This window comes from Mycobacterium sp. NPDC049093 (assembly GCF_040704635.1).
Taxonomy (GTDB): domain Bacteria; phylum Actinomycetota; class Actinomycetes; order Mycobacteriales; family Mycobacteriaceae; genus Mycobacterium.
Genome location: NZ_JBEZJS010000007.1, coordinates 37,505 through 52,039, shown reverse-complemented (window position 1 = coordinate 52,039; position 14,535 = coordinate 37,505). Strand labels below are relative to the sequence as shown.

Below are 14,535 nucleotides of genomic sequence, written 5' to 3'. Positions count from 1 at the left end.
TACCAAGCAGATGCGGCTGCCCGGCACCCTGGCCGAGATCGAGGGCAGCCCCGAGGGTCCGGAGATCGGCGCGTTCTTCGACCTGGACGGGACGCTGGTGGCCGGCTTCACCGGAGTGATCATGACCCGGGACCGGTTGCGCCGCGGTCAGATGGGCGTCGGTGAGTTCATCGGGATGGTGCAGGCCGGGCTCAACCACCAGCTCGGGCGTTCCGAGTTCGAGGACCTGATCGGTAAGGGCGCCCGGATGCTGCGGGGCAACTCGCTCAGCGATCTCGACGAGCTGGGCGAGCGGTTGTTCGTCCAGCATGTGCAGGGACGCATGTACCCGGAGATGCGGGCCATGGTGCGTGCGCACATGGCCCGTGGCCACACCGTGGTGCTGAGTTCCTCGGCGCTGACGGTTCAAGTGGAGCCGGTGGCCCGCTTTCTCGGCATCGACAACGTGCTGTGCAACAAGTTCGAGACCGACGAGGACGGCCTGATCACCGGCGAAGTCGAGAGACCGGTCATCTGGGGTGCCGGCAAAGCCCGCGCGGTGCAGAACTTCTCGTCCGCCAACGGAGTGGACCTGACCAAGAGTTACTTCTACGCCGACGGCGACGAGGACGTCGCCCTGATGTATCTGGTGGGCCATCCGCGGCCGACGAATCCGGCAGGCAAGCTGGCCGCCGTCGCCGCCAAGCGTGGCTGGCCGGTGCTGAAGTTCAGCAGCCGCAGCGGCAGCAGCCCGGTCTCGCAACTGCGGACGCTCGCCAGCCTGGCCACCATCCCGACTGTCGCCGCCGGCGCGATCGGACTCGGGTTGTTGACCCGCAACAAGCGCACCGGGGTCAACTTCTTCACCTCGAACTGGAGCAAGCTGCTCATGCTCACCACGGGCATCGAGCTCAACGTCCTCGGCGAGGAGAATCTGACCGCGCAACGCCCCGCGGTCTTCATCTTCAACCACCGCAATCAGGCCGACCCGATGATCGCGGGCCGGCTGGTCGGCGTGGACTTCACCGGCGTCGGGAAGAAGGAGCTCGAGCGCAACCCGCTGATGGGTCCACTCGGGAAGGTCATGGATGCGGCATTCATCGACCGCGACGACCCGGAGAAGGCCGTCGAAAGCCTGCACCGCGTGGAAGAGCTTGCCCGCAAGGGTCTCTCGATCCTGATCGCCCCCGAGGGCACCCGGCTGGACACCACCGAGGTGGGACCGTTCAAGAAGGGGCCGTTCCGCATCGCCATGGCCGCGGGTGTGCCCATCGTGCCGATCGTGATCCGCAACGCCGAGGTGATCGCGGCCCGCGATTCCAGCACATTCAACCCGGGCAAGGTGGACGTCGCGGTGTATCCGCCGATCTCGGTGGACGACTGGACCGTCGAGAACATCTCCGACCGCATCGCCGAGGTCCGCGAGATCTATCTCGACACCCTGAGATCCTGGCCGGACGACGAGCTGCCCACCTTCGACATCTACACCCGGACGCCGGTGGCGAAGGCCGCTCCACGCCGGGCGGCCAAGAAGGCACCGGCGAAGAAAGCTCCCGCGAAGAAAGCGTCCGCGAAAAAGGCTGCCCCCGAACCGGATACCTCACCCTCCGGCTCGTCCTCACGGTCGACTCCCAAGGGCCGACCGTGACCACGGGTATCGACGATTACCCCAGCTTCAGCACCACCGACGACGCGCTGGTGCTCGCATCGGCGTCGTCACCGGCCGAGCTCGAACTGCTCAACGACTGGCTCAAGACACAGCGGCGTGAACATCCCGACACGACCGTCGAGGTACTGCAGCTGCCGGCCACCGACGAACCCGCCCCCGGGGCGGTGGCCCGCTTGGTCGAGGAGCTGGAATCGGACGAGGACCGGCTGGTGGTTCCGGTCCGGGTGTTCTGGGTGCCCGGCGGGTTACCCACCCGGTTGAAGGTGGTGGGGTTGATCTCCGGCCGCGACACCTACCGGCCGCCGGAGGTACTGCAGCGGCGCATCCTGCGCAAGGACCCGTCGCGCGCCCGGATCGTCGCCGGTGAACCGGCCAAGGTATCGGAACTGCGCAAGCAGTGGAGCGAGACCACGGTCGCCGAAAACCCCAGGGAATTCGCCCGATTCGTCCTTCGGCGGGCGGTACTGGCGATCGAGCGGGTGGAGCTTCGGCTGCTCGGCCCCGAGTACAAGTCGCCGCGTCTGGTCAAGCCGGAGATGCTGGACTCGGCGCGATTCCGTCAAGGCCTGGAGCAGATTCCGGGGGCGACGGTGGAGAAGGCCGGGGAGATGCTCGACGAGCTCTCCACGGGGTGGAGCCGGTTCTCGGTGGACCTGATCCCGACAATGGGCCGGGCCATCTTCAGTCGTGGCTTCGATCCTCGTATCGACTACGACCGTTCCGAGATCGAGTCGATGCGCCATGCCCTGGAACAGCATCCGGCGGTGTTGCTGTTCTCCCACCGGTCGTATCTCGACGGAGTCATCGTCCCGGTGGCCATGCAGGAGAACCGGCTTCCCCCGGTGTACACGTTCGCCGGGATAAACCTCTCGTTCGGCCTGATGGGTCCGTTGTTCCGGCATTCCGGTGTCATCTTCCTGCGTCGCAAGCTCGACGACCCGCTGTACAAGTACGTGCTGCGGCAGTACGTCGGCTACATCGTGGAGAAGCGGTTCAACCTGAACTGGTCCATCGAGGGCACCCGGTCCCGAACCGGAAAGATGTTGCCGCCCAAGCTCGGACTGCTCGCCTACGTCGCCAACGCCTATCTCGACGGCCGCAGTGAGGACATCCTGCTGCAACCGGTGTCGATCAGTTTCGACCAGCTGCACGAGACCGCCGAGTACGCCGCATACGCCCGGGGTGGCGAGAAGACCCCCGAGGGTCTGAGCTGGCTGTACAACTTCATCAAGGCGCAGGGCGAACGCAACTACGGCAAGATCTATGTCCGCTTCCCCGAGGCGGTTTCCATGCGCGAACACCTCGGTGAGCCGAACGGTGAGATGGCCCACGACGAGGCAGCCAAACGCCTGGCCATGCAGAAGATGGCCTTCGAAGTGGCCTGGCGGATTCTGCGGGTCACCCCCGTCAACGCGACCAACCTGGTCTCGGCGCTGCTGCTGGGCGCCCGTGGTGTCGCCCTGACCCTCGATCAACTGCACCACACGCTGCAGGACTCACTGGATTACCTGGAACGTAAGAACACCCCGATGACCAACAGTGCGCTGCGGCTACGGACCGCCGAGGGCGTGCGTTCGGCCGTCGATGCGCTCTCCGGCGGGCATCCGGTGACGCTGGTGGACAGCGGGCGCGAGCCGGTGTGGCGGATCGCCCCCGAGGACGAACTGGAGGCGGCGTTCTACCGCAACTCCCTGATCCATGCCTTCCAGGAGACCTCGATCGTGGAGCTGGCCCTGGCGTACTCGGCCCGTGCGGCGACCGATCCGCTGCAGGCGTTCTGGGACCAGGTGATGCGGCTGCGTGACCTGCTCAAGTTCGACTTCTACTTCGCCGATTCGGCGGCGTTCCGCGACAACGTCGCCGAGGAGCTGTCGTGGTACGACCGCACGCCCGAAGGGCAGGCGGCCGGAGGCTGGGAAGCGAAGGTCTCCGCCGGGGGTGACGAGATCTATCAGATGTTGCGCAGCAAGCGACCGCTGTTGGTGGGCGCCATGCTGCGTCCGTTCTTCGAGGCCTACGGGATCGTCGCCGACGTGCTGCGCGACGCACCGGCCGAGATCGGTGAGCGGGATCTGACCAAGCGCGCGCTGGGTGTGGGACGGCAGTACGTCGCCCAAGGTCGGGTCGGCAGCAACGAGTCCGTGTCGGCGTTGCTGTTCGCCACGGCGCGGCAGGTGGCAGCCGATCAGAACCTGCTGGCCAGCGGTCCGGATCTGCAAGAACGCCGCAACGCGTTCCGCGATGAACTACGCGGGATCGTCACCGATATGGACAAGGTCGACGAGATCGCCCGTGAGCAGTTCTACTACCGGGACAAGCAACGGCGCGCCGAGTCGGACCCGTCGGACTAGCCGCCGGAGTCACGTTTCGTCTGGCGACGGAGGTGTGGTGGCACCCACGCCATACCCTTGGACCATGACTTCTGCCGGCCAGGTGACCGCATCCAGCGTGCGCAGCAGCGTGGTGTGGCCTGTGCTGGTCGGCGTGGGGCTGCTGGCCGGGGCAGTGGCCGCAGGCATCGGGGCGCTGTCGCTCGCCGACGCCCTGACCGCCACCGGCCTGCCCGATCCCGGCCCCGTCACCACCTACGGACTGCCCTTCGTCCGGGCCGCCGGCGAGATTGCCGCCGTCGTCGCGGTCGGGTCCTTCCTGTTCGCCGCGTTCCTGGTGGCACCCCAGACCAACGGCGTGCTCGACGTGGCCGGATACCGGGCGCTGCGGCTCGGTACGGCCGCCTCGGGCGTGTGGACGGTGTGCGCCGCGCTGCTGGTTCCGCTGACCGTCTCCGACGTGTCCGGCCAGCCATTGCTCGATCACCTCGGCCCGGTGGACGTATGGTCGGCCGCGAGTCTGGTCGACGTCTCCGCAGCCTGGCGCTGGACGGCGATCCTGGCCGCCGGTGTCACCATCGCAAGCCTGCCGGTGCTGCGGTGGGGTTGGACACCGGTGCTGCTGGCCGGATCCCTGCTCACGCTGATGCCGCTGGTCCTGACCGGGCACTCGTCGGCCGGCGGCGCCCACGATCTGGCCACCAACAGCCTGTTCATCCACCTGGTGGCGGCCGCGCTGTGGGCCGGCGGTCTGCTGGCATTGTTGGCCCACGCCATCCGGGCCGGGGGCGGGGCCGCCTCTGACGGCTGCAACACCGCCCTGGCCGCGCGACGCTTCTCGGCGCTGGCGCTGTGGTGTTTCGTCGCGATGGCCATCAGCGGCGTGCTCAACGCGCTGGTGCGGATCCAGCTCCCCGATCTGGTGCGCACCAACTACGGCTGGCTGCTGGTGGGCAAGATCGTCGCGCTGAGTCTCCTCGGTGTGTTGGGCTGGCGACAGCGCCGGGTCAGTCTGACCGCCCTGGCCACCGATCCCGGCGCACGCACACCGCTGATCCGGTTGGCGCTGACCGAGGCCGCGCTGTTCGGGGTCACGTTCGGTATCGCCGTCGGCCTGGGCCGTACCCCGCCGCCGCCCGAGCCGAGAATTCCCAGCCCCACCGAGGTCGCGATCGGATACGACTTCGCCGGGCCGCCGACGGTCGCGCGGGTGCTGTTCGACTGGCGGTTTGACCTGCTGTTCGGGACGGCGGCGATCATCGCGGCGGTGGCATACCTGGCCGCGGTGTACCGGCTGCGGCGACGCGGTGACGCCTGGCCGGTGGGCCGAACGTTCGCCTGGCTGCTGGGCTGCGCGGCGCTGCTGTTCACCACCTCGTCGGGGCTCGGCCGCTACATGCCGGCGATGTTCAGCATGCACATGATCGCCCACATGCTGCTGTCGATGCTGGTACCCGTTCTGCTGGTGCTCGGCGCCCCGGTGACCCTGGCACTGCGGGCGCTACCCGCTGTGGGCCGCGGATCGCCGCCCGGCCCGCGGGAATGGCTGCTCGCGGCTCTGCATTCCAAGGTGTCACAGTTCCTGACCCAGCCCGTCGTCGCGACCGTGCTGTTCGTGGCCGGTTTCTACGGTCTGTACTTCGGCGGCATATTCGACGCCGCGGTCAGCAACCACGCCGCGCACATCCTGATGAACGTGCACTTCCTGCTGTCGGGTTACCTCTTCTACTGGGTGGTCATCGGTGTGGACCCCACCCCGAGGCCGGTCCCGCACCTGGTCAAGATCGGGATGGTGTTCGCCTCGCTGCCGCTGCACGCCTTCTTCGGTGTGGTGATGATGGGCATGCAGACCGTGCTGGGCGAAAGCTTCTACCGGTCACTGCAATTGCCGTGGCATACCGACCTGATCGGCGACCAGCACCTCGGCGGCGGCATCGCCTGGGCGGCCGGGGAAGTCCCGCTGGTGATCGTGATGCTGGCGCTGCTGATCCAGTGGCGGCGCAGCGATCAACGCACCGCCAAGCGGTTGGACCGGGCCGCGGACCGCGATGACGACGCCGATCTGGCGGCCTACAACGCCATGCTCGCCGAGATGGCGCGCCGTGACCACCCGTCCGGATAGGACTTCCGGGGATTCATCCCCAGCCTGCGTTTCATCCACAGCCGACGGCCCCCGGCGGTGCCTCTGCGTGTCTCCTGTCGGGGTGCCGACGGTCAATGGCTGTGTCAGGCGGTCGACGCTGCGGCGCCGGCCACCGGCATCGATGAAGCGAAAGGAACCAGAAAAATGTTCGAGACCCCGTTCACCATCGTGGGCAACATCATCACCGACCCGGTCCGGCGGCGATTCGGCGACCAGGAGCTGTACAAGTTCCGGGTGGCCAGCAATTCGCGGCGCCGCATGCCTGACGGCAACTGGGAGCACGGCAACTCGCTCTACGTCACGGTCAACTGCTGGGGAAATCTCGCCACGGGCACCAGCGCCTCGCTGATGAAGGGCGACGCCGTGATCGTGGTCGGGCATGTCCACACCGATGAGTACGAGGACAAAGAGGGTGTGCGCCGGTCCTCGATCGAGGTGCGCGCCACCGCGGTCGGGCCCGATCTGTCGCGTTGCACGGCCAGGGTGGCGCCGTTGCCGAAACCGGCGGTCGGACCGGTACTCGAGCCCGAACCCGTCGACGCCCACGACGGGGAAACCGAGCCCGACGAGGGTGAGCTGCCACTGTCGGCTTAGCGGGTTTCGGTCACGCATAGGATGGGCGCGAGTGAGTTGGGCTTGACGCACCCTCCGCGCAAGCGCCCATCCGATATCCCCGAAGAGTTTCAGAAAGGCACATCACGGCATGGCCGAATTCATCTACACGATGCGCAAGGTTCGCAAGGCGCACGGCGACAAGGTCATCCTTGACGACGTCAGCCTGAACTTCCTGCCCGGCGCGAAGATCGGCGTCGTCGGTCCCAACGGGGCTGGTAAGTCGAGTGTGCTGAAGATCATGGCCGGCATCGACCACGCCAACAACGGCGATGCGCTGCTCGCGCCCGGCGCCTCCGTCGGCATCTTGATGCAGGAGCCGCAACTCGACGAAACCAAGACGGTCCGTGAGAACGTCGAGGCCGGTGTGGCCGTCAAGGCCAAGCTCAACCGGTACAACGAGGTCGCCGAGCTGATGGCCACCGATTACACCGATGAGCTCATGGAAGAGATGGGCCACCTGCAGGAAGAGCTCGACGCCGCCGACGCCTGGGACATCGACTCCCAGCTCGAGCAGGCCATGGACGCGCTGCGCTGCCCGCCGCCCGACGAGCCGGTCACCCACCTCTCCGGTGGTGAGCGTCGCCGCGTGGCCCTGTGCAAGCTGCTGCTGTCCAAGCCGGACCTGCTGCTGCTCGACGAGCCCACCAACCATCTCGACGCCGAGAGTGTGCTGTGGCTCGAGCAGCACCTGGCCGGCTACAAGGGCGCCATCCTGGCCGTCACCCACGACCGGTACTTCCTGGACAACGTTGCCGAGTGGATCCTCGAGCTCGACCGCGGCCGGGCCTACCCGTACGAGGGCAACTACTCGACCTACCTGGAGAAGAAGGCCGAGCGCCTCGAAGTCCAGGGCAAGAAGGACCAGAAGCTGCAGAAGCGGCTCAAGGACGAGCTGGCCTGGGTCCGCTCGGGCGCCAAGGCCCGTCAGGCGAAGAACAAGGCCCGCCTCGGCCGGTACGAGGAGATGGTCGCCGAAGCCGAGAAGACGCGGAAGCTCGACTTCGAGGAGATCCAGATCCCAACGCCGCCGCGGCTGGGCAACGTCGTGGTCGAGGTCGAGCACCTGGACAAGGGCTTCGAGGGTCGCACGCTGATCAAGGACCTGTCCTTCACGCTGCCGCGCAACGGCATCGTCGGCGTCATCGGCCCCAACGGCGTCGGCAAGACCACACTGTTCAAGACCATCGTCGGGTTGGAACAGCCCGACAGCGGCACCGTCAAGGTCGGCGACACGGTCAAGCTGTCCTACGTCGACCAGAGCCGTGCCGGCATCGACCCCAAGAAGTCGGTCTGGGAAGTGGTCTCGGACAAGCTCGACTACATCGAGGTCGGGCAGAACGAGATCCCGTCGCGCGCCTACGTGTCGGCGTTCGGGTTCAAGGGCCCGGATCAGCAGAAGCCCGCAGGTGTGCTGTCCGGCGGTGAGCGCAACCGGCTCAACCTCGCTCTGACCCTCAAAGAGGGCGGCAACCTGATCCTGCTCGACGAGCCGACCAACGACCTCGACGTCGAGACGTTGTCCTCACTGGAGAACGCGCTGGAGCAGTTCCCCGGCTGCGCCGTGGTGATCAGCCACGACCGTTGGTTCCTGGATCGCACCTGCACGCACATCCTGGCGTGGGAGGGCGACGACGACAACGAGGCCAAGTGGTTCTGGTTCGAGGGCAACTTCGGTGCCTACGAGGAGAACAAGATCCAACGTCTCGGTGCCGAAGCGGCACGTCCGCACCGGGTGACCCACCGGAGACTGACCCGGGACTGACCCGTGACGGGATAAACCTCGTTGCAGGTTCGGTGACGCTACTAGTGTCGCAGCTACGCACCGATGCCGGTGTGTGGGCGCGAGTCAGGAGTGATCCGTATGGCGACCGAACCGGGAGCTGGTTCAGGGCAGGGGATTAGCGGGTTGGCGGACGTGCAGACGCCGCCCGAGGTGATCCACCGCCTCGCGCTGGCTTTCCTGTCCACCTACCGGGCTCCTCAGGTCGATGCACCTGGAATCGCCGCCACCGGTCCGCAGGCCGCCGGCATTGCCGAGCGTCTGGTCTCCGACGGCTTCCCCGATGCTGTAGTGGCTGCCCAGTACGCGCTGGGTAGCCGCCGCGCACCGGGGGAGACGAAGGTCGAGGTGTATCCGGGTGATGCCGATACGGGCCCGGCCCTGCAGATCGTCACCGATCAGGCGGCGATGTTGGTGGACTCGGTGACAGTGCTGTTGCACCGCAACGGCATCGCGTACCCGGCCATCATGAACCCGGTCTTTCGGGTGCGCCGCGATGCCGACGGCGCGTTGCTGGACTTCCAGCCTGCGGCCGAGGCCACCGGAGGTGACGGCGTCGACGAGTGCTGGATCCTGGTCCCCGTGATCGGGGCGGCCGACGGGCCCGCGCTCACCGAGGTGGTCCGGTTGCTGCCCGGGGTACTCGCCGACGCCCGCCAGATCGGGCTGGACTCCGCGGCGATGGGCGCCGCACTGCATGCCCTGGCAAACGATGTGGCCACCGACGTCGATGGCCGGTTCCCCAATGCCGACCGCAGGGACGTCGCCGCACTCCTGCGCTGGCTGTCCGACGGACATTTCGTGCTGCTGGGCTACCAGCAGTGTGCGATCAGCGACGGGCGGGCCTCGGTCGATCCGGCCAGCCGGCTCGGTGTGCTCAAGCTGCGCGAGGATGTGCTCCCGCCGCTGACCGCCGACGAGGACCTGATGGTCCTGGCGCAGGCGACCATGCCGAGCTATGTGCGCTATGGGGCCAATCCGTACATCGTCGTCGTCCGCGAGAGCTCCGGCGGGCGGAGTGATGTCATTGCTACAGAGCATCGCTTTGTCGGCCTCTTCACCATGGCCGCGTTGAACGCCAATGTGCTGGATATCCCGTTGATCTCGCGGCGTGTCGAGGAGGCGCTGGCCATGGCCCGGCGCGACCCCAGCCACCCGGCGCAGCTGCTGCGTGACATCGTCCAGACCATCCCGCGCCCCGAACTGTTCGCGTTGAGTTCCAAACAGCTGTTGGACATGGCGCTGACCGTGGTCGACCTCGGGTCGCGCCGCCGTACCCTGCTGTTCCTGCGCGCGGATCAGTTGGCGCACTTCGTGTCCTGCCTGGTGTACCTGCCGCGCGACCGCTACACCACCGGGGTGCGGCTGGAGATGCAGGACATCCTGGTGCGCGAACTCGGCGGGGAGAGCATCGACTACTCGGCTCGTGTCAGTGAATCACCTTGGGCGGTAGTTCATTTCATCGTGCGCCTGCCCGACGGTGCGGTCTCGCACGCTGTGGACACCTCCACCGAGAACGAGAACCGCATCCAGAACCTACTGACCGAGGCCACCCGCAACTGGGGTGACCGCATGACCAGCGCCGCGGCACACGCGGCGCTCACCCCGGCCGCCGTCGAGCACTATGCCTCGGCCTTTCCGGAGGACTACAAGCAAGCCGTTGCTCCGGCGGATGCCATCGCTGACATCGCGATCATCGAAGCGCTGCAGGATAATTCAGTCAAGCTGGTGTTCAAGGAAGGTGGGGACGACGGCCTCGCCCAGCTCACCTGGTACCTGGGCGGTCAGTCGGCCTCGCTGAGCGAGCTCCTGCCGATGCTGCAGTCGATGGGCGTCGTGGTCCTCGAAGAACGTCCCTACTCGGTGACCCGGGCCGACGGTCTGCCGGTCTGGATCTACCAGTTCAAGGTCGCCCGACAGCGCAGTCTGCCCGCGCCGCCCGATGCGGCCTCGCGTGAGGCCACGGCCCAGCGATTCGCCGATGCGGTGACCGCGATCTGGAACGGCTGGGTCGAGGTGGACCGGTTCAACGAACTGGTGTTGCGCGCGGGCCTGACCTGGCAGCAGGTCGTGATCCTGCGCGCCTACGCGAAATACCTGCGCCAGGCCGGTTTTCCGTACAGTCAGTCGCACATCGAATCGGTGGTCAACGAGAATCCGCACACCACACAGTCGCTGCTGCAGCTGTTCGAGGCGCTGTTCGATCCGTCCGAGGACACCTCGGGGACCCGCGACGCACAGGGAGCCGCCGCGGCGGTGGCCGAAGACATCGACGCCCTGGTGAGTCTGGACACCGACCGGGTACTGCGTGCCTTCGCCACCCTGATCCAGGCCACGCTGCGCACCAACTATTTTGTGCAGGACCCGAATTCAGCGCGGCAACGCGGTGTCGTGGCGATGAAGCTCAACCCCGGCCTGATCAACGAGCTGCCGCTGCCGCGGCCAAAGTTTGAGATCTTCGTGTACTCGCCCCGGGTGGAGGGCGTGCACCTGCGGTTCGGGTTCGTGGCCCGCGGCGGGTTGCGCTGGTCGGACCGTCGCGAAGATTTCCGCACCGAGATCCTCGGTCTGGTCAAGGCGCAGGCCGTGAAGAACGCCGTCATCGTGCCGGTCGGCGCCAAGGGTGGGTTCGTGGTCAAACGGCCGCCTGAGCCGACCGGCGACGCTGCCGTCGACCGGGATGCCACCCGCGCCGAAGGCGTTGCCTGCTACCAACTTTTCATCTCCGGGTTGCTCGACGTGACCGACAATGTCGACAAGGGGACCGGCGCCGTCGTCACGCCACCGCAGGTGGTGCGCCGTGACGGGGAGGATGCCTATCTGGTGGTCGCGGCCGACAAGGGCACGGCCACGTTCTCCGACATCGCCAACGAAGTCGCCAAGTCCTACGGGTTCTGGCTGGGTGACGCGTTCGCCTCCGGCGGTTCCATCGGGTACGACCACAAGGCCATGGGCATCACCGCCAAGGGCGCCTGGGAGTCGGTGAAACGGCACTTCCGCGAGATGGGGGTGGACACCCAGAGCCAGGACTTCACCGTCGTCGGCGTCGGCGACATGAGCGGCGACGTGTTCGGCAACGGCATGTTGCTCTCCAAGCACATCCGGCTGATCGCGGCCTTCGACCATCGGCACATCTTCGTCGATCCCAACCCCGACGCCGCCGCATCGTGGGTGGAACGCAAGCGCCTGTTCGAGCTGCCACGGTCCAGTTGGGAAGACTACGACGCCACGCTGATCAGCGAGGGCGGCGGCGTCTACAGCCGTCAGCAGAAGTCCATCCCGATCAGCCCGCAGGCCCGGGCGGCACTCGGGATCGACGACGACATCGAGGAACTCACGCCGCCGGCGCTGATGAAGTCCATCCTCAAGGCTCCCGTGGACCTGCTGTGGAACGGCGGCATCGGCACGTACGTGAAGGCCGAGACCGAGGCCGACGTCGGCGATCGCGCCAACGACCAGATCCGGGTGTGCGGTAACGAGGTGCGCGCCAAGGTGATCGGCGAGGGCGGCAACCTCGGCGTGACATCGCTGGGGCGGATCGAATTCGACCTGGCCGGCGGACGGATCAACACCGATGCGTTGGACAACTCCGCGGGCGTCGACTGCTCGGACCACGAGGTCAACATCAAGATCCTGATCGACTCACTGGTGACCGCCGAGAAAGTCAGCGCGCAGGAACGAACGGGTCTGTTGCTGTCGATGACCGACGAGGTCGGCGCGCTGGTGCTGACCGACAACAAGCACCAGAACGATCTGATGGGCACCAGCCGGGCCAACGCCGCGAGCATGCTTTCGGTGCACGCCCGGATGATCAAAGAATTTGTGGCCAACCGCGGGCTCAACCGCGAGCTGGAGGCGTTGCCCTCGGAGAAGGAGATCCGACGCCGAGCCGACGCCGGAATCGGTTTGACCTCACCGGAATTGGCCACGCTGATGGCCCACGTCAAGCTCGAGCTCAAAGCCGACGTGCTGGCCAGTGATCTGCCCGATCAGGAGGTGTTCGCCGCCCGGCTACCGCAGTACTTCCCGGAGAAGCTGCGCGAACAATTCCCCGGCGAGATCCGGTCGCACCAGTTGCGCCGGGAGATCACCACCACCATGCTGGTCAACGATCTCGTCGACACGAGCGGGATCAGCTACGCCTACCGCATCACCGAGGACGTCGGCGTCGGTCCGGTCGACGCGGTGCGCAGTTATGTCGCCACCGACGCCATCTTCGGGATCGGCGCCGTGTGGCGCCAGATCCAGGCTGCCGGAGAAGCCGGGGTGCCGGTGTCCGTCACCGACCGGATGACCCTCGATCTGCGCCGCCTGGTCGACCGGGCCGGGCGCTGGCTGCTCAACTACCGGCCGCAGCCGTTGGCCGTCGGCGCCGAGATCAACCGGTTCGCCGCGAAGGTGGCCGCCCTGCGCCCCGACATGGCGCAGTGGCTGCGCGGGGATGACAAGGCGATCGTGGCCAAAGAAGCCGGGGAGTTCGCCGCACAGGGTGTGCCCAACGACCTGGCCTATGCGGTGGCGACCGGGCTCTACCAGTACAGCCTGCTCGACGTGATCGACATCTCCGACATCGTGGACCGTGAGCCCACCGAAGTGGCCGACGCCTACTTCGCGTTGATGGACCACCTCAGCTCTGACGGGCTGCTCACTGCGGTCTCCCGGCTGAGCCGCGACGATCGCTGGCATTCGTTGGCGCGGCTGGCTATTCGTGACGACATCTACGGTTCGCTGCGGGCCCTGTGTTTCGATGTGCTCGCCGTCGGCGAACCCAACGAGACCGGTGAGGAGAAGATCGCCGAGTGGGAGTTGACCAACAGCTCCCGGGTGACCCGCGCTCGCCGCACGCTGGCCGAGATATACGAAGATGGTGAGCAGGACCTGGCGACGCTGTCTGTGGCGGCGCGGCAGATCCGCAGCATGACACGAACGAGTGGAACGGGAACGACTGCGTGAGTTTTACAACGCCGGTGCACGTGCGCTGGTCGGACATCGACATGTACCAGCACATCAATCACGCCACGATGGTGACGCTGCTCGAAGAGGCCCGGATTCCGTTTCTGCGTGAACCGTTCGGAGCCACGATCGAGACCATCGGCCTGCTGATCGCCGACGTCAGCATCGCCTACAAGGGGCAGTTGCGGCTCGTGGACTCACCGCTGCAGGTGACCATGTGGTCCAAGCGGGTGCGGGCCGTGGATTTCACCATCGGCTACGAGGTGCGTTCGCTGCACGCCGCCCCCGACTCCAAGCCGTCGGTGATCGGCGAGACCCAGCTGGCCGCCGTGCACATCGCCGAGCAACGGCTGGAACGCCTGACACCCGAGCAGCGCAGCTATCTGGAGAGCCACCTGCGATGACCACACCCGAGCGCGGTCTGTGGATCGACGATCCGCGTGACCGCGAGGATCTCGCGACGTTCCTCGACCGTGCGCTGCGGTTGGACGACGCCGCGGTGGTGCGGCTGCGGGAGCGGGCCGGGACCCCTGCGGCCGTGGCCTGGGTGGCCACCGGGTTGGAGGTGCTGGCCAGCCGAGTGGTGACCGGTCAGGTGCGCCCGTCGGACCTGTCCGCGGGAGCCGACGCCCTGATGTCCGGGTTGTCCTCTGCCGCAGACGGATACGTCGACCCCGGCTTCCCGATGGACTCGGCCTGGCGCGGTGGTCTGCCGCCCGAGGACGGATTCGTCCATCTCGACGACGTCCCGGCCCGGGTGATGCTCGACCTGGCTCAGCAGGGCGGTGCACTGGCCCGCGAACACGGCAGTGCCCACGGGCCGCCGGCGTCTCTGATGGACCAGGAGGTCATCGCGGTGAGCTCGGGCGACGAGGCTGTCGGGGTGCCCATGCGATGTGTATTCGCATTGACCGCCATGGGTTTTCTGCCGCAGACCGGCAACGAGGTGAGCGAAGAGGAGATCGTCCGGGTCCGCGCACACCCGTCGTGGCTGCGCATCGATGCCCGGTTCGGTTCGGTGTACCGCCGCCGCGAGAGCGCCGCCCTGATCCTGGGCTGAGCGTGC

The 14,535-nt window shown here is 67.0% G+C and carries 8 protein-coding genes; all 8 read left to right on the top strand.

All coding sequences use genetic code 11. The features are described 5' to 3' along the window. Positions 1-10 precede the first annotated feature (10 nt). On the top strand, positions 11-1,627 hold the full coding sequence (locus AB0876_RS26240; RefSeq protein ID WP_526043445.1) for an HAD-IB family hydrolase: 1,617 nt from the start codon (positions 11-13) through the stop codon (positions 1,625-1,627). After that, positions 1,624-3,999: a glycerol-3-phosphate 1-O-acyltransferase gene (locus AB0876_RS26235; RefSeq protein WP_526043308.1), complete on the top strand. Its 2,376-nt coding sequence runs from the start codon at positions 1,624-1,626 to the stop codon at positions 3,997-3,999. The genes AB0876_RS26240 and AB0876_RS26235 overlap by 4 nt, the downstream gene beginning before the upstream one ends. 64 nt (positions 4,000-4,063) lie before the next feature. Then, positions 4,064-6,100: a bifunctional copper resistance protein CopD/cytochrome c oxidase assembly protein gene (locus tag AB0876_RS26230; RefSeq protein ID WP_526043307.1), complete on the top strand. Its 2,037-nt coding sequence runs from the start codon at positions 4,064-4,066 to the stop codon at positions 6,098-6,100. 165 nt (positions 6,101-6,265) lie between these two features. Beyond that, positions 6,266-6,715, top strand: coding sequence for a single-stranded DNA-binding protein (locus AB0876_RS26225; protein WP_526043306.1), 450 nt, complete (start codon positions 6,266-6,268; stop codon positions 6,713-6,715). A gap of 109 nt (positions 6,716-6,824) precedes the next feature. Continuing rightward, positions 6,825-8,498, top strand: a complete 1,674-nt coding sequence (gene ettA, locus AB0876_RS26220; RefSeq protein ID WP_526043305.1) for an energy-dependent translational throttle protein EttA — start codon at positions 6,825-6,827, stop codon at positions 8,496-8,498. A gap of 99 nt (positions 8,499-8,597) precedes the next feature. Then, complete coding sequence (locus AB0876_RS26215; protein WP_526043304.1) at positions 8,598-13,469, top strand: NAD-glutamate dehydrogenase; 4,872 nt, start codon at positions 8,598-8,600, stop codon at positions 13,467-13,469. Then, positions 13,466-13,873 (top strand): acyl-CoA thioesterase, encoded by a 408-nt coding sequence (locus AB0876_RS26210; RefSeq protein WP_082449025.1) that lies wholly within the window; start codon positions 13,466-13,468, stop codon positions 13,871-13,873. Before AB0876_RS26215 ends, AB0876_RS26210 begins: the two co-directional genes overlap by 4 nt. Further along, on the top strand, positions 13,870-14,529 hold the full coding sequence (locus AB0876_RS26205; protein WP_526043303.1) for a DUF8185 domain-containing protein: 660 nt from the start codon (positions 13,870-13,872) through the stop codon (positions 14,527-14,529). The genes AB0876_RS26210 and AB0876_RS26205 overlap by 4 nt, the downstream gene beginning before the upstream one ends. Positions 14,530-14,535: the final 6 nt, after the last annotated feature.